Here is a 20,509-nt window from a genome sequence, read left to right as displayed (position 1 = left end):
GCCTGCCACGATCGATCAGGCGACGATGTGATCGCGGTACAGCGCCGTGATCGCCGCAGTGTCGAGCCCGAGTTCGACAAGCACCTCGCGCGTGTGCTGGCCCAGCAGCGGCGGCGGCCGGGTGATCGCGGTTTCGCTGCGGCTCATCTTCAGCGGCGACGCGACGGTACGGATCGCGCCGGCCGTCGGGTGGTCCATCACCTGCACGATGCCGCGGCTTTTCGCGACCGGCGATTCGAGCGCCTCTAGCACGTCCTGCACCAGTCCGGCCGGGATCCCAGCGGCATGCAGGCGGGCGATGGCCACTTCGCGCGGCAGGCGGACGAGGTGCCCGGTCAACCAAGCCTCCATCGCCGCGCGGTTCTGCCGCCGATCCTCATTGGTCGCGAAACGAGGATCGTCGGCGGCGCCGGCATCCTCCAGCACGTCGCGGGCGAGGCGGCGGAAATGCTCGTCGCTGCCGACGTGAAAGACGATCGGCCCGGTCGCGGTCTCGTACAATCCCTGCGGCAGGATATCGGCATGGCTGTTGCCGAACCGACCGGGCGCGCGTTCGAGCAACAGCGCATTCGCCGACACGGATGCGTGGTTCGCCATTGTGCAATCGAACAGCGATATGTCGATCGCCTCGCCTTCGCCGAACCGTTCACGGCGGAACAGCGCGGCGAGAATCGCCTGGATCGCATACATGCCGGCGGTGATATCGCAGACCGGCACCCCGACCTTGTACGGCTCGCCGTCCGCCGGGCCGGTCACCGACATCAGGCCGCTTTCCGCCTGGATGACGCTGTCGTAGCCCGGACGATGCGCCTCCGCCCCGGTCCGGCCATAGCCCGAGATCGAGCAGTAGATCAGTCCGGGGTTGCGCGCGCGCAGCTGGTCATATCCCAGACCATAGCGTTCCAGCGTGCCCAGCATGTAGTTTTCGATCAGCACGTCGCTGCGCGCGGCGAGATCGGCCAGCAACGCGGCGCCGGCGGGCTTTGAGAAGTCCACTGCGATCGCCCGCTTGTTGCGGTTGATCGACAGGTAATAGGTCCGCTCGCCGCCTTCGACCGGCGTACCCCAATGGCGCGTCTGGTCGCCGCCGCGCGGCGATTCGACCTTGACCACCTCGGCGCCGAGATCGCCGAGCGTCATCGCGCAGAACGGCGCCGCGAGCACGCGGGACAGGTCGAGGACCCTGATCCCGCGGAGCGGCGGCGTCTTGGGCTGTCCGGCACTCACGCAAGGTTCCTCAGTCTGCCAGCCCGAATTCGCGGAGCACTTCGTCGGTATGCTCGCCCAGCACCGGGAACGGGCGGCGCGTGGTCGGCGGGGTGAGCGACAGCTTGACCGGGTTACGGATGACCTTGATCTTGTTCGCCTTGGGATTGTCGAGCTCGATCACCAGGTCGCGCTTCACCCGCTCGTCCTCGAACACCTCGGGGAAGCTCAGGACCGGCGCGTACATGATTCCGGCGCCGTCGAGCTTGTCGTTCCAGTAATCGAGCGTGTTGCTCTTGAAGATCGCCGCCAGGCCCGTATCGACAAGCTCGCGATGCTCGAGCCGTCCGGCCTTCTTCTCGAGCCGCGGATCGGCGCCCAGTTCGTCGGCGCCCACCGCAGTGCACAGCTCGCGCCAGAACTTGTCGGTGTGGGCAATGATCATCATGTGGCGATCGTCGCTCGTTTCGTACGTGTTGTACGGGACGATCTGCCAGTGAGCGTTGCCGATGCGGCCCGGCGTCTCGCCGCCGGTCGCGAAGTAATAGGCGTCGCGCGGCAGCATGCTGAAGATCGTCGCGTCGATCATCGACAGCTCGACATACTGTCCCTTGCCGGTCGCCTTCTTGTGATACAGCGCCGCCATCAGCCCGATCGTCGACAGCAGCGGGGTGATGAGGTCGCAATAGGGCATGCCGGTCTTCAGCGGGCCGGTACGCTCGTCGCCGGTCAGCTGCATGATTCCGGACAGTGCCTGGACGACCGGATCCATGCCCGGCCGTCGCGCATCGGCGCCCTCGCGACCAAAGGCCGAGGTCGAGCAGTAAACGACCTCCGGGTTGACGCGCTTGATGTCCTCGTACGCGATGCCCAGCTTTTCGGCGACGCCGGGCCGGAAGTTCTCGACCACGACGTCGACCTTGGCCGCGAGCGCGAGCGCCTTTGCGCGGTCGGCTTCCTGCGACAGGTCGAGCACGACGCTGCGCTTGTTGCGGTTGAGCGTCATGAAGAATGCGGCATCGTCGCCGATGAAGGTCTCGCCGGTCTTGCGCATCGTGTCGCCGGTCGGTGGCTCGACCTTGATGACGTCGGCGCCGTAATCCGCCAGCATCAGGGTGCCGAAGGGCCCGTTCATCATCTGGGTGAAATCAAGAACGGTAATGCCGTCGAGTGCAGCGGTCATCTAGCCATGGCTCCCTGGAAAATCGCCGGTCATAATACTAATGGTTGATCCAATCGACAAGTGCCAATCGGCCGTGTCGTGCGACGTAGATAACCGCCGGTCAACGCGAGTAACCCATTCTGATCGCACCATCCAGGCGGATATCCTCACCGTTCAGATAGGGGTTTCGGCACATTTCCAGCACCAGCGACGCGTATTCGCTCGGTTCACCCATTCGGTGCGGGAACGGGACCGATGCCTCCAGCGCGGTGCGGACCTTTTCCGGAACGCCGCGCATCGGCGGGGTCGAGAAGATGCCGGGCAGAATGGTGTTGATACGAACGCCGTCGCGCCCCAGATCGCGCGCGATCGGCAGAGTCATGCTGACGATGCCGCCCTTGGCCGCGGCATAGGCCGCCTGGCCCATCTGGCCGTCCTCGGCGGCGGCGCTCGCGGTGTTGACGATCACCCCGCGCTCGCCGTGATCGAGCGGGTCGAGCGCCAGCATCCCCGCCGCGGCGAGCGACGCGCAGCGGAACGAGGCGATCACGTTCACCTCGATCACCTTGCGGAAATGCTCGATCGGCATCGGCGCGATCTCGCCCGTCTCGCGGGAGCGCGACACGGTCTTCATCGATCCGCCGCCGCCCGCGCAGTTGACGAGTACGCGTTCCTGGCCGTGGGCGGCGCGCGCCGCCGCGAACCCCGCCAGCACCGACGCGTCGGACGTCACGTCGACTTCGCAGAAGGTGCCGCCGATCTCGCCGGCGACGCGGGCGCCGTTATCGGGGTTGAAATCGAAGACGGCGACGCGGACGCCTGCCGCGGCCAGCGCCCGCGCCGTCGCCTCGCCGAGGCCCGAGCCACCGCCCGTCACGATGGCGCTGATCGAGGAATTCAGTTTCATGTCGCAGTTCCCAATCGGTTGGTGGCGGGGTCAGTCCGGCTTGCGCGAGGGCAGCCCCTCGACGATCAGCGCGCGGTAGTCGGCGCCAAGGTGGCGGTGCTTGCGGGCTTCGCGATAGGCATCGCTCTCGTACCAGGCCTCCGCGTCCTCGAAGGTCGGAAATTCGACGACGACCACCGCCTCGGGCGCGGCGCCCTCCAGCGACCGCATCCGGCCGTAGAAGGCCAGCGGCTTGACCCCGAAGGGCTGGGCACTGCCCTTGGACTTGGCGAGATACTGCTCCATCTCCGCTTCGTCCCGGGTATTTTCGCGAATGAACACGGCATAGGCCGGCATGGCGCTTTCTCCTGCTATGAGTGACCTGATTGCTTTACCCCGCGCGCGGATCGGCGATGGCGCGGGCGATGATGAGTTTCATGATCTCGTTCGATCCGCCGTAGATGCGATCGACGCGGGCATCGCGGTACATGCGCGCGATGCGATATTCGTTCACATAGCCGAAGCCGCCGTGCAGCTGCAGGCATTCGTCGACGACGCTCGACTGGATTTCGCTCGTCCTCAGCTTCGCCATCGCCGACAGCGCATTGTCGAGCGTCCCGGCGAGCAGGCGTTCGATGCAGTGGTAGGTGAACACCTTGGCCATCATCGCGTTCGCGGCTGCCTCGGCCAGCTTGAACTGGGTGTTCTGAAAGGCGGCGATGGGCTTGCCGAACGCCTTGCGCTCGCCGACGTAGCGCAGCGTGTCCTGGACCGCGATCTCGGCGGTCTCTGCCGCGCCGATCGCGATCGCCAGGCGTTCGCGCGGTAGTTCCTGCATCAGCTGGATGAAGCCGCGCCCCTCGACCCCGCCGAGCAGGTTGTCGACTGGCACCAGGACGTCGTCGAAGAAAAGTTCGGAAGTGTCCTGCGCATCCATGCCGATCTTGTCGAGCCGCCGGCCGCGCCGGAAGCCTGCCGTATCGTGCGTTTCGACGACCAGGAGCGAGATGCCACTGCCCCGTGCGCCGGGATCGGTCTTGGCGACCACCACGACGAAATCGGCGATCGCGCCGTTGGAGATGAACGTCTTGGCGCCCGACAGCCGGTAATGGTCGCCATCGCGCACCGCGGTGGTGGTGATCGATTGCAAATCCGATCCGGCATCGGGTTCGGTCATGGCGATCGCCGCGACGAGTTCGCCGCTGACCAGCCGGGGCAGCCAGCGCCGCTTCTGTTCTTCGGTGCCGTGCGCCACGACATAGGGCACGACGATGACATTGTGCAGACCCGCGGCAAACCCCGACACCTCGTGCCGCTTGATCTGTTCGAGCAGCACGACGTCGTACCGGAAATCCGCGCCCGCCCCGCCGTAGTCGACCGGCACCGTCGCGCCGAGCAGCCCGGCTTCGCCCGCCTTCGTCCAGAACGCGCGATCGACGAAGCCCTGGTCGCGCCAGCGCTCGGTGACCTCGCGCGGGGCGTGACGCTCGAAGAACCGCCCGACGCTGTCCTCGAACGCGCGAAGCTCGGGATCGTCCATGAAGGCGGGGCGCTCGAACCGCATCATCGTGCGCGCTCGGGCAGGACGTGGTCGGAGGTGCTACGTGGCTCAATCATCGACATGCACGATCCATTCGCTGGCATCGGCGCGCTCGGTTCGCAGCGCGTTGATCGGGTGGAGGGGGTCGGCGCGGCCAATCGCCACGCCGCAGAACAGCATGTCGTCCGCGCCGATCGGCACATGCCGGCGCACGGTTTCGGGAAGGGTCGCCCAGGCCTCCTGCGGGCAGGCGTCGAGCCCAGCCTCAACCAGCAGCAGCAGAAACGACTGGAGGAACATGCCCAGATCGGCCCATTGCGGCGGCCCCATCAGGCGCGGGGTGTGCAGGAATACCGCCGCGGGGGCGCCGAAGAACTCGAAATTGCGCGCCAGCCACCGCAGGCGTCCGTCGCGATCCTCGCGCGCGACATCGATCGCGGCGTACAGGGCCTCGCCGCCCGCATACCGGCGCGTCCGGTACGGATCGACGAGATCCGACGGGTAGATCGCATATTCCGGGGCCTGCGACCCGCGCGCGACCGTCGCGGCGTCATCCTTCAGCCGGTCGAGCCGGGCGCCGGTGACCAGCGTCGCGTGCCAGGGTTGCAGGTTGCCGCCCGACGGGGCGCGGGCCGCGCGGCGCAGCAGGTCGAGGATCAGGTCGGGATCGATGGGATCGGGCAGGAACGCGCGTGTCGAGCGGCGCCGCGCGATCACCGCCGAGACACTGGCGTCGGCGCCTGGGCCATCGGGCGCGGGCGCGGCGTCGGGGCGTTCGGTCGTCATGCCGCGTCCCCGTGCGCCGCCGCCAGCAGCGCCACGGCCTTGGCGTGCAGGCGGCGGCCGGTGGCAGGATCCGCACGGCCGCCCAGCGCACGGGCGTGGGTGCCTTCCAGCATGATGCCCAGCTTGAAGCGCGCGAAGCGTTCGTACCAGTCGATGTGGCGCACGTCGCGGCCCGACGTTTCCGCATAGCGGGCGATCAGCGCGTCGCGATCGGGGAAGCCCGACCATGGCTGGATCGGCGTCACGCTCCCCATCTGCAGCCCGTCGCGGTCCGGCCACGTTGCCAGGATCCAGCCGAGATCGACGAGCGGATCGCCGATCGTCGCCAGCTCCCAATCGACGATCGCTGCCAGTTCGGGTCGGTCGCGATGAAACAGCACGTTCGCCATGTGATAGTCGCCATGCATCAGCCCCAGCGGCGCATCGGGGGGCAGGGTGGCGGTAAGCCGGGCTGCGACATCCTCGACCCCTGGCAGCACGCGTGGTCCGGGCCATCCCTCACATTCGGCATAGCTCGCGAGTTGGCGCAGCCAACGGCCGACCTGGCGCTGGAGGAAACCCTCTCCGCGACCGAGGTCGGACAGGCCGGACGCCGCCGCGTCGAACCGTGCCAGCGTGGCCGCGCCGTCGACCAGTGCCAGCCCCATCCGGTGGCGCAACGCCGGATCGTCCGCGAACGGCGACGGCAGGCCGAGCGAGGGATTGAAGCCTTCGACCGCTTGCATCAGATAGAAGGGCGCGCCGATCACATCGGAATGGCCGCAGGCCGCCAGCAGGCGCGGGTGGGGCACGTCCGACGCCCCCAGCGCTTCCAGGATTCGCGCCTCGCGACGCATCGCCTCGTCGGCCCCGGTGCGCGGTTTGCCGGACGGCCGTCGCAACACGAAGCTGTCGGCACGGCGGTCAAACCGCAACAGCAGGTTCTGCGTGCCGCCGGCCAATGGCTGCGGCGCGACGATCGGGCCGTCGCCCAGGCCGCGATCGTCCATCCACGCGCGCAGCCGGTCGAGATCGACCAGCGCCCGCCAATCCTCCGCGAAGCGCAGGCCGTCAGCCGGCATCGCCCGTCCGGCCGAAGCGCCGCTCCGCCTGCGCGCGCAGCTCTGGCAGATGGTAGGCGGGGAACGTCCCCGGATCGGGCTGGTAATCGCGCAGCACCTGGCGCGCGACCGTCACCTTGTGGACCTCGGTCGGGCCATCGGCCAGGCCGAGCATGTACGACGCGATCACCTGCTCGGTGAACGGCATCTCGTTCGACAGGCCCAGGGCGCCGTGCAGATGCAGCGCGCGCGACGCGATGTCGTGGAGCAGCTTGGGCATCGCCGCTTTCACCGCGGCGATATCCTTTCGGACGCGCTTGTAGTCGTTGTAGCGATCGATCCGCCACGCGGTGCGCATCAGCAGCAACCGGAACTGCTCGATCTCGATCCAGCTGTCGGCGATCTTTTCCTGGACCATCTGCCGGTCGGCGAGCCGGCCGTCGCGGGTCAGCCGCGACACCACCCGCGTGCACATCATGTCGAACGCCTTCTGCGCTTGCGCCAGCGTGCGCATCGCGTGGTGCACCCGGCCGCCGCCCAGCCGGACCTGCGCGATCTCGAACGCCGCACCGCGCGATCCCAGCAGTGCGTCGGCGGGAACCCTAACGCCGCTGTACCGCACATAGGCATGGCTGTGATGCTCGGGGTCGATGCCGTAGGCGATGTCGCGCACGATCTCGATTCCGGGGGTCTCGGCCGGCACGATCAGCATCGACATGCGCGAGTGCGGCGGCGCGTCGGGTTCGGTGACCGCCATGACGATGTAGAAGCTGGCGTAGCGTGCGTTTGACGAAAACCATTTCTCGCCGTCGATGACCCAGTCGTCGCCGTCGCGGACCGCGGTGGTGGTGAACAACGTCGGATCGGCGCCACCGCTCAGCTCGGTCATCGAGAAGCACGACACGATCTCGTTGTCGAGCAACGGCTGGAGATAGCGCTGTTTCTGCTCGTCCGTGCCGAAATGCGCGAGGATTTCCGCATTGCCGGAATCGGGTGCCTGGACGCCGAACACGATCGGCCCGAACATCGCCCGGCCGATAATCTCGTTCATCAGCGCCAGCTTGACCTGTCCGAAGCCGGGGCCGCCCAGCTCCGGCCCGAGATGACATGCCCACAGCCCCTGCTCGCGCACGCGCGCCTGAAGCGGACGAACCAGCGCGACATTGTCGGGATTGGCGACATCATACGGACTGCCCAGCACGAACTGGAGCGGTTCGACCTCGTCCCGAACGAACGCCTTCATCCAGTCGAGCTTCGCCTGAAATTCGGCGGGGGTTTCGAAATCCCAGGCCATCGTCATTCCTCCCCGATCGTCGCTACCCATTGCACATCGGTTTGCGCCCGTCTAGCATTGGTCCAATCTTTGACAGAGAGGGCGTATGATCGAGGTGCTGTTCGCTCCCACGCCCAATTGCTGGAAGGTGACGATCCTTCTCGAGGAAATGGGCCTCGCGTACCGGACAACGCCGGTCGATCTGGCGGGCGGCGCGCAGCATGCCCCGGCGTTCGTCGAAAGGTTCGCCAACAACCGCGTCCCCGCCATCGTCGATCGGCGCGATCCCGCCGCGCCGCTGCACCTGTTCGAAAGCGGCGCGATCCTGTGGCACCTCGCACGCGATGACGCGCGCTTCCTGCCGGCTGATCCGGCGCGACGCGCCACCACGATCCAGTGGCTGATGTGGCAGATGGCGGGGCTGGGACCGATGCTGGGACAGCATGGACATTTCCTGCTCTATACGCGCGAACGCCACGACTATCCGCTCGACCGCTATCGCGCCGAGGCGCTGCGCCTCTACGGCGTACTCGATCGCCAGCTGGGCAGCACCGGAGCGCATGTCGCGGGCGACGACTATTCGATCGCCGACATCGCCTGTTTCCCCTGGGTCATGACGCACAAGAAGCAGCAGATCGACCTGGCCGCATTCCCGAACGTCGCGCAATGGTATGCCCGCCTTCGCACCCGTCCGCTGCTGCAGGCGGGCCTGGCGATCGGCCGCGACACGATGGGCGGCGGTCCGCCGATGGACGATGCCGCCCGCGCGCGTTTCTTCGGGGCGGTGGAACGATGACGGGCGCGGTGACCGCGCGAGTCGAATTCTTCTTCGACTGTTCGAGCCCCTGGACCTATCTGGCGTTTGAACGCATGCGGCGGCTGTCGGAAGCGCGGGCCGAAGCCATTACGTGGCGGCCGATCCTGGCCGGCGGGGTCTTCAACGCGGTCAATCCCGAACTCTATGCCCGCCGCGCTGCGATCTCGCCGGCGCGCGCCGCGCACAGCGCCAAGGACATGGCCGACTGGGCGCGGCTGTATGGCATCGCGGTGCACTTCCCGCCGGCGTGCGGTCACCCGGTGAACAGCGTCAAGTGCATGCGCGCCTGCACGGTGCTCGACAGTGCGCCGCGCCTCGCCTTCGCCGAGCAGGCGTTCCGCGCCCTGTGGCGCGACGGTCGGGACCTCGCCGACGACGGCGTCCTGCGCGACATCGCGACGGCGGCAGGTATCGACGGCGACTGGCTGGCCGACGCAATCACCCGGCCCGCGGCGAAGGCCGGGCTGCGCGCCGCGACCGATGAGCTGATCGCGCGCGGGGGCTTCGGATCGCCCACGATCTTCGTCGATCGCGACGACATGTATTTCGGCAACGACCGCATCGTGCTGGTCGAAGCCGCGCTCGACAAACCTGCGCGAACGCCGGTCGATCGGCGCGGCGATCACTGAAGGGGGAACCACAATGCATCCGGCCAATCATGCGGCGACGTTTCCCGACAAGCCCGCCGTCATCATGGCGGGCAGCGGCGAGACGATGACCTACGGCGAGCTCGACGCCCTGTCGTCGCAGGGTGCGCATCTGTTGCGAGCGCACGGGTTGAAGCGCGGCGGCGGCATTGCGGTGATGATGAAGAACGGCACCGATTATTTCACCGCCTATTGGGCGGCGCAGCGCGCCGGGCTGTACTTCACGCCGATCGCGACCCACCTGACGGCGGACGAGGCGGCGTATATCGTTCAGGATTCGGGCGCCGGCGTGCTGCTGATCTCGCAGGACATCGCTGCCGCCGGGGAGATGCTGGAGCGGCGGGCGACCCTGCTGCCGGGGGTGGAGATCTTCGCCGCCGGGCGCGCGTTCGCCGGCCTGACGAGCTGGCGCGACGCCGGCGCCGGCCATCCGCAGGATCCGATCGCTGACCAGTCGCCGGGCGCGCCGATGTACTATTCCTCCGGCACCACCGGCCGTCCGAAGGGGGTGAAGATTCCCCTCCCCGAGGGCCCGTACGACATGCCCGCACCGCTCGAGACCCGACTGCGCGAGCATTTCGCGGCGGACGAGACGTCGATCTACCTGTCGCCCGCGCCGCTCTATCACGGCGCGCCGACCAGCTACACGGCGGCGTTCCAGCGGTTGGGTGCGACCATAGTGGTGATGGAACGGTTCGACCCCCTCGATCTGCTCCGCGCGATCGAGACCCACAAGGTGACGCACATTCAGCTGGTACCGACGATGTTCGTGCGGCTGCTCCGTCTGCCGGAGGCGGAGCGGCACCGCCACGACCTGTCATCGCTGACCTTCGCGGTCCATGCCGCCGCCCCGTGCCCGGTCGAGATCAAGCATCAGATGCTCAACTGGTGGGGTCCGATCATCTACGAATATTACGCGGGGTCTGAAGCAAACGGGCAGACCTTCATCAGTCCCCATGAATGGCTGCGCAGGCCGGGGTCGGTCGGGCGCCCGATCCTGGGCAGGCTGCACATCTGCGCCGACGACGGCGCGGAACTGCCCGCCGGGCAGACCGGCAACATCTATTTCGAGGGGCCGAGCACGTTCGTCTATCACAATGATCCGGAAAAGACGGCGGACGGGCGCCATCCCGATCACCCGACCTGGTCGCGGATCGGGGACGTCGGCTACATCGACGATGAAGGCTATCTGTTCCTGACCGATCGCGCGTCCGACATGATTATCTCGGGCGGGGTCAACATCTATCCGCAGGAAGTGGAGAACACGTTGATCCTGCATCCGGCGGTGATCGACGTCGCGGTCTTCGGCGTGCCCGACGAGGATATGGGCGAACAGGTGAAGGCGGTGGTCAAGCCGCGCGACTGGGACGAGGCGAACGCGGATCTGGCGGCGGAACTGATGAGCTTCTGCCGGTCGCAGATCAGCCACGTCAAATGCCCGAAATCGATCGATTTCGAACGCGAGCTTCCGCGGCTGGATACCGGCAAGCTCTACAAGCGGTTGCTGAAACAGCGCTACTGGCCGGCGGCGGGCGAAGCGGCGCGGCCATGACCGCCGCCGCGGACGAGCCCGTCATCTATGCGCAGGACGGGCGGCGGGGCGTCATCACGCTGAACCGGCCCGACCGGCGCAACGCGATGATCTGGCCGATGATGGAAGCGATGGCGGCGTTGCTGAAGCGCCTGCGTGACGATCGCTCGGTCGATGTGCTGGTGCTGCGCGGCGCCGGCGGAAACTTCTGCGCCGGCGCCGATATCGCCGCGCTGCCATCGGGACCGGGGGGAAGGATCGCCCGGCATTTCGAACGTGCGCCCTTTTATCACATGGGCCGGTTGCTGCGCGAGATGCCGCAGGTCACCATCGCGCAGGTGGAGGGCGCCTGCGCGGGGGCCGGTTTCGCCTGGGCGTGCGCGTGCGACCTGCGCTACGCCGCCACCGATGCGGTCTTTGCGACCGCCTTCCTCAACGTGGCGGTCGCCGGCGACATGGGCGGTGCCTGGCTTCTGCCCAGGCTGGTGGGGTCGGCGCGGGCGCACGAGCTGTTCTTCTTCCCACGCAAGATCGATGGCGCGCAGGCCGCGACGATCGGGCTGGTCAACGAGGTCTTTGCGTCCGACGCGCTGGCTGCTGCGGTCGATGCGCGATCGGCCGAACTGGCGCGCCGCTCGCCAACCGCGTTGCGGACCATGAAGGCCAATTTCCTGACTGCCGAACGCACCGGCTTTGCCGAATACACCGAGATCGAAAGCGCCCGCCACGCGCTGCTTAGCGAGGGACCGGACGTGAAGGAGGCGTTCGAGGCATTCCTGGCGAAGCGTGAGCCGCAATTCGCCGGGAGCTGAACCGGTCTAGAGAAAGGGCGCGATCATCCGCGCGGCACGGCTCACCCTGGGCACCAGGCCGCCGACCTCCGCATCCGAAATGCTGCCGAGCGCGGCGATCGCCAGCGCATGGCCGGACGGTCCGCTCCCTCCGACGCGGACCGCCATGCCGAACAGCCCGGAATTGTTGTTGCCGCGATCGCACGCGTAACCGGTGCGCCGGGCGTCCGCGATCTGCGCGAGCCACGCGTCCAGCCCGGGCGGGTTGGCCCAGCCCAGCGTCGGATAGATCGCGGCAAGTTCCTCCGCCGTCAGGCCGGCCTCGATCGCGAAGATGCGCCCGACCGCACCCTGCAGGAGCGGCGCGCGGCGGAGGAGCGGGAACGACAGATTGACATTCGCGGGCGCGGAGGCGGCGACCAGTTCCGCATCGTCCGCGCCCGCCATGCGCCACAGCAGGACCGACAGGCCAAGCGACCGCGCCAGTTCGTCCATGATCGCGGCCACCTGCGCCGATCGCCGATCAGACGCGGCACTCGCCCCGAGCTTCAACAGCCCCTCGCCGATCTCATATCTTCGGCGCGGGACGTCGTGGCGGACCAGACCCTCGACGCACAGGGTGTGGAGGATATTCAGCGCGGTGCTGCTGTTCAGCCCCGTCAACGCGACGATATCCACCAGACGGAGCGGTGGCGAACCTGCCAGGACGCGCAATATGGCCGCGGAAGCCTGCACCGCGCCGACGATCTTGGGCACGGGCAACGCCTCTTGTTCGACCCGATTCGGGTCTATCAGCCCGCCCGAAACCTGTCCACAGCGCGCCGTCGGCAGCGTCGGCCCCTGGAAACCACGCCAACGAATACTCTCCATCGAGAATTTTCGGGGAGGTCATCACCATATCAAATCGCTGTGAGCCGGTAAATTCGCGAGCCGTCCAAGCGACTTCCCGGTAGCCGAACGTCAGGCCCGCCGACGCGCTCCGGTCGCGCCTGCCGCACCGCGCAAAACTCCATGGAGAAATTGCGCAATATGCAAGAAAAACATTGATTATCCGTGGTTTAGAAAACATCCTGGGGCCAAGTTGAACCCGGGGCGCGGCAGCGATGTGGCGCGGATCGCCCGGGCGTTCCTGCACCGCGGCCCGCGTCAGGCGGGTCGCTGCATTGGAGAGGCCGGACCATGGAATATGATGTGCTGATCCGCGGCGCCAACATAGTCGACGGCACCGGGCGACCCGCCTTCTCGGGTGATGTCGGCATACGCGGCGACCACATCGTCGATGTCGGCGAGCTCGGCGGCCGCATTGCCAGCCGCACGATCGATGCCGGCGGCCTGACGCTCACGCCCGGTTTCGTCGATATCCATACGCATTACGACGGCCAGGCGTCGTGGGACAGCCAGCTGGCGCCGTCGTCGATGAACGGAGTCACCTCGGTCGGGATGGGCAATTGCGGCGTCGGCTTCGCGCCGGCGCGCCCGTCGTGGCACGACCGGCTGATCGGCATCCTCGAAGGCGTCGAGGACATCCCCGGCACCGCGCTCGCCGAGGGATTGACGTGGGACTGGCAGAGCTTCCCCGAATATCTCGACGCGCTCGACCGCCGATCCTTCACGATCGACGTCGGCGCGCACATGCCGCACGCCGCTCTGCGCGTGTTCGTGATGGGAGATCGCGGCGCCGACCACACCCAGGCCCCGACTGACGCCGAGATCGCCGAGATGGAACGGCTGACGCTGGAGGCAGTCGAGGCGGGCGCGATGGGCTTCAGCACGTCGCGCACCTGGGCGCACCGCGACAGCAACGGTGTCAGCATCAACACGCTGACCGCCGCCGGGCGCGAACTCGCCGGGCCGGCGCGCGCGCTGCGACGGGCCGGGCGCGGCGTGTTCCAGCTGGTGTCCGACGTCTACAACACCACGCAGGACGAACTTGTCGCCGGCGAGCTCGCGCTGATCGAGGACGTCGCGCGCCTGTGCGGCCGCCCGCTGTCGTTCTCGCTCATGCAGTCGAACCAGGCGCCGCGGCGCTACCGCGAACTGCTCGACTATGCGCAGAAGCTTGCCGGCGACGGCCTGGACGTGCGCTGCCAGGTCGCGCCGCGCGGCGTCGGCGTCATCATCGGACTGCGCACCACGCTCAACCCGTTCTGTGCGCTGCCGAGCTATCGGACGCTCGGTGCCGACCCGGTGGGGCGGGTGCAGTCGCTGCGAGACAGCGGCATGCGCGAACGCCTGCTGGCGGAGGCGCGGCGCGGCGAGTTCGATCATCCCTCGGCGGAACTGATGCGCAAATACGAGATGATGTTCCGCATGAGTGACCCCGTCGATTACGAACCCGACCCCGCCCGGTCGATCGCCGCCGAGGCTGCGGCGTCGGGCCGCGACGTGCTCGACTATCTCTATGACGTGCTGCTGGAGGAGGACGGGCGACGCCTGCTCTACATGCCGGCGCTGAACTACAGCGACGGCGATCTCGACGCGGTGTTCGAAATGATGACGGCGGACAACACGCTGTTCGGCCTTTCCGACGGCGGCGCGCATTGCGGCACCATCTGCGACGCCAGCTTCCCGACGACCACGCTGGCGCTGTGGAGCCGCGGCTCGCGCAACGGCCACCGGAAGCCGATCGAGTGGCTGGTGCACGGCTACACCCAGCGCAACGCCCGCCATGTCGGCTGGTTCGATCGCGGCGTCATCGCCCCCGGTCATCGCGCCGACATCAACCTGATCGATCTCGACGCGCTCGCTCTGCCCCCGCCCGAGCTCCACTACGACCTGCCTGCGGGCGGGCTGCGTCTGATGCAGCAACCGCGCGGCTATCACATGACGCTGAAAAACGGCGTGACGACCTTCGATCGGGGCAAGTGGACGGGCGCGATGCCTGGCGGATTGCTGCGCGGCGAACAGCGGAGTGCCCTGTGATGCTGGACCTTGCGATCAAGGGCGGGGCGGTGCTGGACGGTTCGGGGAGCGACGCCTTCACCGCCGACATCGGGATCGCCGACGGGCGCATCGTCGAGATCGGCAAGGTCACCACCCCCGCGCGGCGGACGATCGACGCCGACGGCGCCACCGTCACGCCGGGCTTCGTCGACCTCCACTCGCACTATGACGGGCAGCTGACCTGGGGCGAGCGCATGTCGCCGTCGTCCGACCACGGGGTCACGACCGTCGTGACCGGCAATTGCGGCGTCGGCTTCGCGCCGTGCCGGCCCCAGGATCGCGCCCGGCTGATAAACCTGATGGAGGGGGTCGAGGATATTCCCGAACTCGTCCTGTCCGAGGGCCTCCCTTGGGCGTGGGAGACGTTCGGCGAGTTCGCCGACTTCGTCGGCGCGCGGCGGTTCGACGTCGATGTCGGGTTGCAGCTGCCCCATTCCGCGCTGCGGGTATACGTCATGGGCGAACGCGGCGCCGCGCGAGAGCCCGCGACAGACGACGAACTTTCCGCGATGCAGGGGATCGCCGCCGACGCGATGCGCCTCGGCGCGCTGGGCTTCGCCACGTCGAACACCCTGTTCCATCGCACCGCCGATGGCGCACCCGTCCCGACCCAGGGCGCCGCCGAACGCGAGCTGATCGCGATCGCCGGCGGGCTGCGCCAGGCCGGCCACGGCGTGATCGAGATGCTGATCGACCTGTACGCCGGGGACATCGACGAGAATGTGGCACGACTGGCGCGCATCGAGCGCGCATCGGGCCATGGGCTGAGCTTCACCCTCGCCCAGGCCGGGCCGAGCAGCGACAGCTGGCGACGTGCGCTGGCCGGGATCGAGGCCGCCAACGCGGCGGGTGCGCGGGTCTGCGGGCAGGTGATCGGTCGGCCGATCGGCATCCTGATCGGTCACGCGCTGTCGTACAATTGCTTCTTCGGCTGCCCCAGCTACGCGCCGCTCCGCGATCTTCCCCTGCACGCGCGCATCGCCACGCTGCGCACGCCCGAAGTGCGCGCCGCGCTCCTCGCCGAATCGCCAGAAGCGTCGAACCAGCCGATCCACGCGTTCGCGCGCCGCTTCGAACAGATCTTCCGCGTGTCCCGCATGATCGATTACGAACCCCGCGCCGACCGGAGCGTAGCGGCGCTTGCCGTCGAACGCGGCGTGTCGCCGCTGGAGATGGCCTATGACCTGTTGCTGGAGGATGACGGCCACGCGATCCTCTATGCCGTGATCGGCAACTACATGGACGGCAATCTCGATTACGCGCTGGAACTGATGCAGCACCCGAATACCATATTGGGCCTGGGCGACGGCGGCGCGCACTACGGGCTGATCTGCGACGCCAGCTACAGCACCCACATGCTCACCTACTGGAGCCGCGATCGCGCGGCGGGGCGGATCCCGCTTGCCGAAGTGGTGCGCAAGCTGACCAGCCAGCCGGCGGAGATGGTCGGACTGAACGATCGCGGTCGGATCGCGCTGGGTCGCAAGGCCGATCTGAACGTCCTCGATCACGCGCGGATGACGCTTTACGCGCCGCGCGTCACCCACGACCTGCCGGCGCGCGGCAAGCGCCTGGTCCAGCCGGTCGATGGCTATCTCGCCACCATCGTCGATGGCGCCGCGACCTACCGCCACGGCGTCGCCACGGGCGAACTGCCCGGCCGGCTGATCCGCGGCCCGCAGGCCTTGCGGCAGTGAGACGGCCGTTGGGGCACACCAAAGTTGAAGGGACATGGCATGACCAGTGCTGACGCAGCTGAGCGATCCCCGCCTCATCGGCAAACCGATGTCGTTGTGGTCGGTGCCGGGTTCGCCGGCCTGTACCTGCTCCACCGCCTGCGTGGCCAGGGGCTGAACGTCCAGGTGATCGAACGCGCGCCCGACGTCGGCGGCACGTGGTACTGGAACCGCTATCCGGGCGCGCGGTGCGATATCGAGAGCTTCGACTATTCCTATTCCTTTTCCGAGGACCTCCAGCAGCAATGGTCCTGGTCCGAGCGCTATCCCGCACAGCCCGAGATCCTGCGCTACCTCCGCCATGTCGCGGATCGGTTCGACCTGCGATCGGGGATCCGTTTCGACACCAGCGTGACCGGCGCGGTGTTCGATGCCGCCAGCGCCCGCTGGACGGTCACGACCGATCGCGGAGACCAGGTCAGCAGCCGCTATCTCGTGATGGCGACGGGCTGCCTGTCGGTACCGACCGAACCGCGTTTCGACGGCATGGATCGCTTCGCCGGCCCGATCTACCGCACTTTTGACTGGCCCAGCGACCCGGTGTCGATGGCCGACCTCGACATCGCGATCGTCGGGACGGGATCCTCCGCCGTCCAGGCGCTGCCGATCCTCGCCGAACAGGCCCGGCAGGTCACTGTCTTCCAGCGCACGCCCTGTTTCAGCGCACCGGCCAACAACCGGCCGACCGATCCCGACCAGGAAGCCGAGATCAAGCGCGCCTATCCGGCGCGACGCGCCGAATCGCGGCGATCGCGCGGCGGCTTTCCGATGAAGCGCGGCACCGATTTCGCCGCCGACGTTTCCGTCGAGGAGCGCGAGAGCCGGCTGCGCGCCGCCTGGGTGGCGCATCCGTTCGTGCTGACCTCGGCGTTCGCCGACGTCCTGCGCGATGTCGATGCGAACGCGATCGTCGCCGAATTCGTCCGCGACCGGATCCGAGAGAAGGTCGCCGACCCGCATACCGCCGAGCTGCTGTGCCCGAAGGACCAGCTGATCGGCACCAAGCGGATGTGCCTCGATACCGGCTATTATGAGGCGTTCAATCGCTCCAACGTGCGTCTGGTCGATGTCTCCCAGACGCCGATCGAACGATTCACGACGAACGGCATCGTCGTCGCCGGCACCGAACACCGGTTCGACCTGATCGTGCTGGCGACGGGGTTCGACGCGATGACCGGCGCGCTGCTGGCGATCGACATCCGCGGCGCAGACGGGCAGCTGCTGAGCGAGAAGTGGGCAGGGGGGCCGATGACCTATCTCGGCCTCACGATCGCGGGCTTTCCGAACATGTTCGTCGTGACGGGCCCGGGCAGCCCGTCGGTTCTGACCAACATGGTCACCTCGATCGAACAGCATGTCGACTGGATCGCCGATTGCCTGGCGACGCTCGATCGCGAGGGCGCATCGACGATCGAGGCGTTGCCCGACGCGGAAAGCGACTGGGTGGCGCACGTCAACGACATCGCCGGCACGACGCTCTACCCGCGCGGCAACAGCTGGTATCTGGGCGCGAACGTGGTCGGCAAGCCACGGATCTTCATGCCCTATGCCGGCGGCCTCGACGCCTATCGCGAGGTCTGCGACGCGGTGGCGAGCGACGGCTATCGCGGCTTCCGCATCGCCTGACCGCCGTTCCCCGCGCCGACCGACCGGGTCCCGTCAGGACGGCGCATCCCCCGCACGCAGCCGCGACAGTTCCGCCACGATCGACCGGTGCCGCTGCGCATCGATCCGGAACAGCGAGATCAGCAACCCCGACAGCAGGGCGAACAGCAGCGGCGTCATGCAGACGGCGAACGCCAGGCGATCAATCACCTCGGGCGATGTCGGCGCGTTGGGGACGAGCCCGGCCCAGGCCAACATGACCGCCGACAACGCCGCGCCGGTCGCCGCGCCCATCTTGTTCGACATCGCAAGCGCGGCGAACGCGTAGGATTCAGCCCGCACGCCCGACCGCCACTCGCCGTAATCCACCGCATCCGCGATGATGGCGTAATAGGTCATCAGGATCGCCGCCTTGCCGGCGCCGAGCGCGAAATACGGGATGAGCAAGGTGGCGACCGGGGCCCCCCGGCTCAGATACAACGCCAAGAGCGCGCAGACCGACACAAAACATCCGGTTGCCCAGGTGAACGCCTTGCTCCGCCGGCGGGTCAGCCAGGTCCAGCACGGCAGGCCGAGCAAGCCGCCCAGCGCCATCGCGGTGACCGCCAGCTTTGCGTATTCCGGCTGGGCGACGACATATTTGAAGTAATAGATCACGCCCGCGCCGCTCGACGCCCAGGTGATGAAGAAGAAGAAGTTGGCACCCAGCGCGACCATCGCCTGACCGTTGCGGACGAGCGCGCCGATCGCGGTGCCCAGCGACTGCGCGTCGGACCGGCCGCTGCCACCCGCGCGCCGCTCAGCGGTGGTCAGCGCCGAGATCAGCACCGAAACGCCGATCACCGCACCGAAGATGATGCCGAACCACATGAAGCCGTCGCGCTCGTTGCCGGCACCCAGCACCTCGATCGCGCCGATCCCGAGGATCCCCGCGGTCAGCGTGCCCAGATTGGCGGCAAAGGCCTTGTACGATCCGATTGCGGCACGCTCGTTGGCGTCGTTCGACATGGTGCTGATGAGTGCCGAATGCGGCATCGAGGTGAAGGCGAAGCAGATGCGGTAGCCCGCATGCACGAATACCACCCACGCCAGGCTCCACGACGACAGCGAGGTGGGCGCGATGAACAGGCAGGCGAAGAACACGGCGAGCGGTACGGTCATATAGAACAGGAAGGGCCGGTACCGCCCCAGCCGGTTCTCGAACCGGGCGGACAGCCACGACACCAGGAAGTTGCCGACTCCGTCGATCAGCGTCCCGCCGAACAGCACGGCTCCCGCGAAATACGGGTCGATGCCGACCACATCGACGTAGAAATACAGCAGGAGCACGGAGATGCCGTTCGCGGCGATCGTCAGGCCGTACATCGCCGAACTATAGCCGACCTTCACGCCGACGCTGACGCGCGGCGTCGCCGGTGTCGCATCTGCCGCTGGACTTTGCATCGTCATATCATGGTCTCGGGGTTCGGCGCCGACGCCCAGCGCGGTTCGGGGATTCTTCTGGCAGGGCGTGGTCCGGCAGAAGGCGTATGCGAGAAGCGGGGCGCCGGCGCCGGCTGTGTCACGCCGTTGTGTTCGACGAAGACGGATCGTTCGGCATTGTGCGGGTGCACCGCCGCTTCCGTCATAGAAAGCACGGGCGCGAAGCAGATGTCATACCCGGCAAGCCGCTCGCACCAGTCTTCGCGCGTTGCGGTGGCGAACAGGCGAGCCAGCACCGCGCGCTGCGCGCTCCATGACGTCTGGTCATGCTGTTCCGCGAACGCGGGATGCTGCTCCAACCCCAACGCGTCGAGAAGACCCTGGAAGAATTGCGGTTCGATCGCGCCGAGTGCGACGAACTTGCCATCCGCCGTCGCATAGGTGTCATAGAACGGCGCGCCGCCGTCCAGCAGGTTGACGCCGCGCGTGTCGCGCCAGATCCCGCGGGCCTGCATCGACCAGACCATCGCGGACAGAGCTGCCGTGCCGTCGACGATGGCGCAGTCGATCACCTGCCCGCGCCCGGTGCGCCGGGCATGCAGGATGCCCGCGAGGATGCCGAAGGCAAGCATCATGCCGCCGCCGCCGAAATCGCCAATCAGGTTCATCGGCACGACCGGCGGCTCGCCGGCGCGGCCGATACCGTGCAGCGTCCCGCTGAGCGCGATATAGTCGATATCGTGTCCGGCCTTGGCCGCCAGCGGGCCGGTCTGTCCCCAGCCCGTCATTCGCCCGTAGACGAGGGCAGGGTTGTCGGCGAGCAGCACATCGGGGCCGAGACCGAGCCGCTCCATCACGCCGGGGCGGAACCCCTCGATCAGGCCGTCCGCCTCCGTCGCGAGCGCGCGGACCTGCGCGACGCCGTCGGGCGTCTTCAGATCGCAGCTGTAGATATGGCGCGACCGACTGAGGATATCGGCATCGGTGCCGACCCGCGATCCCGGCCCGGGCCGGTCGATCGTTATCACCTCCGCGCCATGATCGGCGAGCATCATGCCCGCGAACGGGGCGGGACCGATCCCGCCGATCTCCAGGATCCGGATCCCCTCCAGCACGCCCGCCAT

The 20,509-nt window shown here is 67.7% G+C and carries 18 protein-coding genes; 7 read left to right on the top strand and 11 right to left on the bottom strand.

The genetic code is table 11. The annotated features are described in order from the left end of the window. Window positions 1-15: 15 nt before the first annotated feature. The 8 genes from VYI76_RS00770 to VYI76_RS00735 all read right to left on the bottom strand — a co-directional run bounded on the left by VYI76_RS00770 (window position 16) and on the right by VYI76_RS00735 (window position 7,920). Window positions 16-1,227: a CaiB/BaiF CoA transferase family protein gene (locus VYI76_RS00770; protein ID WP_326522857.1), complete on the bottom strand. Its 1,212-nt coding sequence runs from the start codon at window positions 1,225-1,227 to the stop codon at window positions 16-18. A gap of 10 nt (window positions 1,228-1,237) precedes the next feature. Further along, the gene (locus VYI76_RS00765; protein ID WP_326522856.1) at window positions 1,238-2,389 is read right to left on the bottom strand and encodes a CaiB/BaiF CoA transferase family protein; all 1,152 of its coding nucleotides are present in this window, start codon (window positions 2,387-2,389) and stop codon (window positions 1,238-1,240) included. 100 nt (window positions 2,390-2,489) lie between these two features. Next, the gene (locus tag VYI76_RS00760) at window positions 2,490-3,275 is read right to left on the bottom strand and encodes an SDR family oxidoreductase (RefSeq protein ID WP_326522855.1); all 786 of its coding nucleotides are present in this window, start codon (window positions 3,273-3,275) and stop codon (window positions 2,490-2,492) included. A 30-nt stretch (window positions 3,276-3,305) separates the two neighbouring features. Beyond that, entirely contained in the window at window positions 3,306-3,611 is a 306-nt protein-coding gene (locus VYI76_RS00755; protein ID WP_326522854.1) for a DUF1330 domain-containing protein, read from the bottom strand. A gap of 34 nt (window positions 3,612-3,645) precedes the next feature. Further along, window positions 3,646-4,821, bottom strand: a complete 1,176-nt coding sequence (locus VYI76_RS00750; protein ID WP_326522853.1) for an acyl-CoA dehydrogenase family protein — start codon at window positions 4,819-4,821, stop codon at window positions 3,646-3,648. Between the two features lie 42 nt (window positions 4,822-4,863). Continuing rightward, window positions 4,864-5,580: a nitroreductase gene (locus VYI76_RS00745; RefSeq protein ID WP_326522852.1), complete on the bottom strand. Its 717-nt coding sequence runs from the start codon at window positions 5,578-5,580 to the stop codon at window positions 4,864-4,866. Then, a complete protein-coding gene (locus tag VYI76_RS00740; protein WP_326522851.1) occupies window positions 5,577-6,641 on the bottom strand; it encodes a phosphotransferase family protein in 1,065 nt (354 codons plus the stop codon). Before VYI76_RS00740 ends, VYI76_RS00745 begins: the two co-directional genes overlap by 4 nt. Next, window positions 6,631-7,920, bottom strand: a complete 1,290-nt coding sequence (locus tag VYI76_RS00735) for an acyl-CoA dehydrogenase family protein (protein ID WP_326522850.1) — start codon at window positions 7,918-7,920, stop codon at window positions 6,631-6,633. The genes VYI76_RS00740 and VYI76_RS00735 overlap by 11 nt, the downstream gene beginning before the upstream one ends. 79 nt (window positions 7,921-7,999) lie before the next feature. On the opposite strand from VYI76_RS00735, the gene VYI76_RS00730 reads away from it, so the two are divergent. The 4 genes from VYI76_RS00730 to VYI76_RS00715 are packed head-to-tail and all read left to right on the top strand — an operon-like array spanning window position 8,000 to window position 11,700. After that, window positions 8,000-8,689, top strand: coding sequence for a glutathione binding-like protein (locus tag VYI76_RS00730; RefSeq protein WP_326522849.1), 690 nt, complete (start codon window positions 8,000-8,002; stop codon window positions 8,687-8,689). Next, a complete protein-coding gene (locus VYI76_RS00725) occupies window positions 8,686-9,339 on the top strand; it encodes a 2-hydroxychromene-2-carboxylate isomerase (protein ID WP_326522848.1) in 654 nt (217 codons plus the stop codon). Before VYI76_RS00730 ends, VYI76_RS00725 begins: the two co-directional genes overlap by 4 nt. 13 nt (window positions 9,340-9,352) lie before the next feature. Further along, complete coding sequence (locus VYI76_RS00720; RefSeq protein ID WP_326522847.1) at window positions 9,353-10,909, top strand: acyl-CoA synthetase; 1,557 nt, start codon at window positions 9,353-9,355, stop codon at window positions 10,907-10,909. Beyond that, window positions 10,906-11,700, top strand: a complete 795-nt coding sequence (locus tag VYI76_RS00715) for an enoyl-CoA hydratase/isomerase family protein (RefSeq protein ID WP_326522846.1) — start codon at window positions 10,906-10,908, stop codon at window positions 11,698-11,700. Before VYI76_RS00720 ends, VYI76_RS00715 begins: the two co-directional genes overlap by 4 nt. Window positions 11,701-11,706: 6 nt before the next feature. Here the strand turns inward: VYI76_RS00715 and VYI76_RS00710 are convergent, their stop codons facing one another. Continuing rightward, a complete protein-coding gene (locus tag VYI76_RS00710) occupies window positions 11,707-12,435 on the bottom strand; it encodes an IclR family transcriptional regulator (protein WP_326522845.1) in 729 nt (242 codons plus the stop codon). 423 nt (window positions 12,436-12,858) lie between these two features. Here VYI76_RS00710 and VYI76_RS00705 point away from each other — a divergent pair, with 423 nt between their 5' ends. The 3 genes from VYI76_RS00705 (at window position 12,859) to VYI76_RS00695 (ending at window position 17,984) form a co-directional block, all read left to right on the top strand. Beyond that, a complete protein-coding gene (locus VYI76_RS00705) occupies window positions 12,859-14,601 on the top strand; it encodes an N-acyl-D-amino-acid deacylase family protein (protein WP_326522844.1) in 1,743 nt (580 codons plus the stop codon). Continuing rightward, entirely contained in the window at window positions 14,601-16,319 is a 1,719-nt protein-coding gene (locus VYI76_RS00700) for an N-acyl-D-amino-acid deacylase family protein (RefSeq protein WP_326522971.1), read from the top strand. The genes VYI76_RS00705 and VYI76_RS00700 overlap by 1 nt, the downstream gene beginning before the upstream one ends. A 96-nt stretch (window positions 16,320-16,415) precedes the next feature. Then, on the top strand, window positions 16,416-17,984 hold the full coding sequence (locus tag VYI76_RS00695; RefSeq protein WP_326522843.1) for a flavin-containing monooxygenase: 1,569 nt from the start codon (window positions 16,416-16,418) through the stop codon (window positions 17,982-17,984). Between the two features lie 33 nt (window positions 17,985-18,017). On the opposite strand, the gene VYI76_RS00690 is transcribed toward VYI76_RS00695, so the two are convergent. Beyond that, window positions 18,018-19,406, bottom strand: a complete 1,389-nt coding sequence (locus tag VYI76_RS00690; protein ID WP_326522842.1) for an MFS transporter — start codon at window positions 19,404-19,406, stop codon at window positions 18,018-18,020. Between the two features lie 2 nt (window positions 19,407-19,408). Continuing rightward, window positions 19,409-20,509, bottom strand: a complete 1,101-nt coding sequence (locus VYI76_RS00685; protein WP_326522841.1) for a CaiB/BaiF CoA transferase family protein — start codon at window positions 20,507-20,509, stop codon at window positions 19,409-19,411.

Origin of the sequence: Sphingomonas sp., from assembly GCF_035910975.1 — a bacterium.
Lineage (GTDB): Bacteria > Pseudomonadota > Alphaproteobacteria > Sphingomonadales > Sphingomonadaceae > Sphingomonas.
This window is presented reverse-complemented; position numbering and strand designations above follow the sequence as displayed.

What these genes read in the sequence shown, in the direction of transcription:
- VYI76_RS00765 (WP_326522856.1), bottom strand. Translation starts at nt 2,389, where the DNA reads ATGACCGCTGCACTCGACGGCATTACCGTTCTTGATTTCACCCAGATG.
- VYI76_RS00760 (WP_326522855.1), bottom strand. Translation starts at nt 3,275, where the DNA reads ATGAAACTGAATTCCTCGATCAGCGCCATCGTGACGGGCGGTGGCTCG.
- VYI76_RS00755 (WP_326522854.1), bottom strand. Translation starts at nt 3,611, where the DNA reads ATGCCGGCCTATGCCGTGTTCATTCGCGAAAATACCCGGGACGAAGCG.
- VYI76_RS00750 (WP_326522853.1), bottom strand. Translation starts at nt 4,821, where the DNA reads ATGATGCGGTTCGAGCGCCCCGCCTTCATGGACGATCCCGAGCTTCGC.
- VYI76_RS00745 (WP_326522852.1), bottom strand. Translation starts at nt 5,580, where the DNA reads ATGACGACCGAACGCCCCGACGCCGCGCCCGCGCCCGATGGCCCAGGC.
- VYI76_RS00740 (WP_326522851.1), bottom strand. Translation starts at nt 6,641, where the DNA reads ATGCCGGCTGACGGCCTGCGCTTCGCGGAGGATTGGCGGGCGCTGGTC.
- VYI76_RS00735 (WP_326522850.1), bottom strand. Translation starts at nt 7,920, where the DNA reads ATGACGATGGCCTGGGATTTCGAAACCCCCGCCGAATTTCAGGCGAAG.
- VYI76_RS00730 (WP_326522849.1), top strand. Translation starts at nt 8,000, where the DNA reads ATGATCGAGGTGCTGTTCGCTCCCACGCCCAATTGCTGGAAGGTGACG.
- VYI76_RS00725 (WP_326522848.1), top strand. Translation starts at nt 8,686, where the DNA reads ATGACGGGCGCGGTGACCGCGCGAGTCGAATTCTTCTTCGACTGTTCG.
- VYI76_RS00720 (WP_326522847.1), top strand. Translation starts at nt 9,353, where the DNA reads ATGCATCCGGCCAATCATGCGGCGACGTTTCCCGACAAGCCCGCCGTC.
- VYI76_RS00715 (WP_326522846.1), top strand. Translation starts at nt 10,906, where the DNA reads ATGACCGCCGCCGCGGACGAGCCCGTCATCTATGCGCAGGACGGGCGG.
- VYI76_RS00705 (WP_326522844.1), top strand. Translation starts at nt 12,859, where the DNA reads ATGGAATATGATGTGCTGATCCGCGGCGCCAACATAGTCGACGGCACC.
- VYI76_RS00700 (WP_326522971.1), top strand. Translation starts at nt 14,601, where the DNA reads ATGCTGGACCTTGCGATCAAGGGCGGGGCGGTGCTGGACGGTTCGGGG.
- VYI76_RS00690 (WP_326522842.1), bottom strand. Translation starts at nt 19,406, where the DNA reads ATGCAAAGTCCAGCGGCAGATGCGACACCGGCGACGCCGCGCGTCAGC.
- VYI76_RS00685 (WP_326522841.1), bottom strand. Translation starts at nt 20,509, where the DNA reads ATGGCGGGCGTGCTGGAGGGGATCCGGATCCTGGAGATCGGCGGGATC.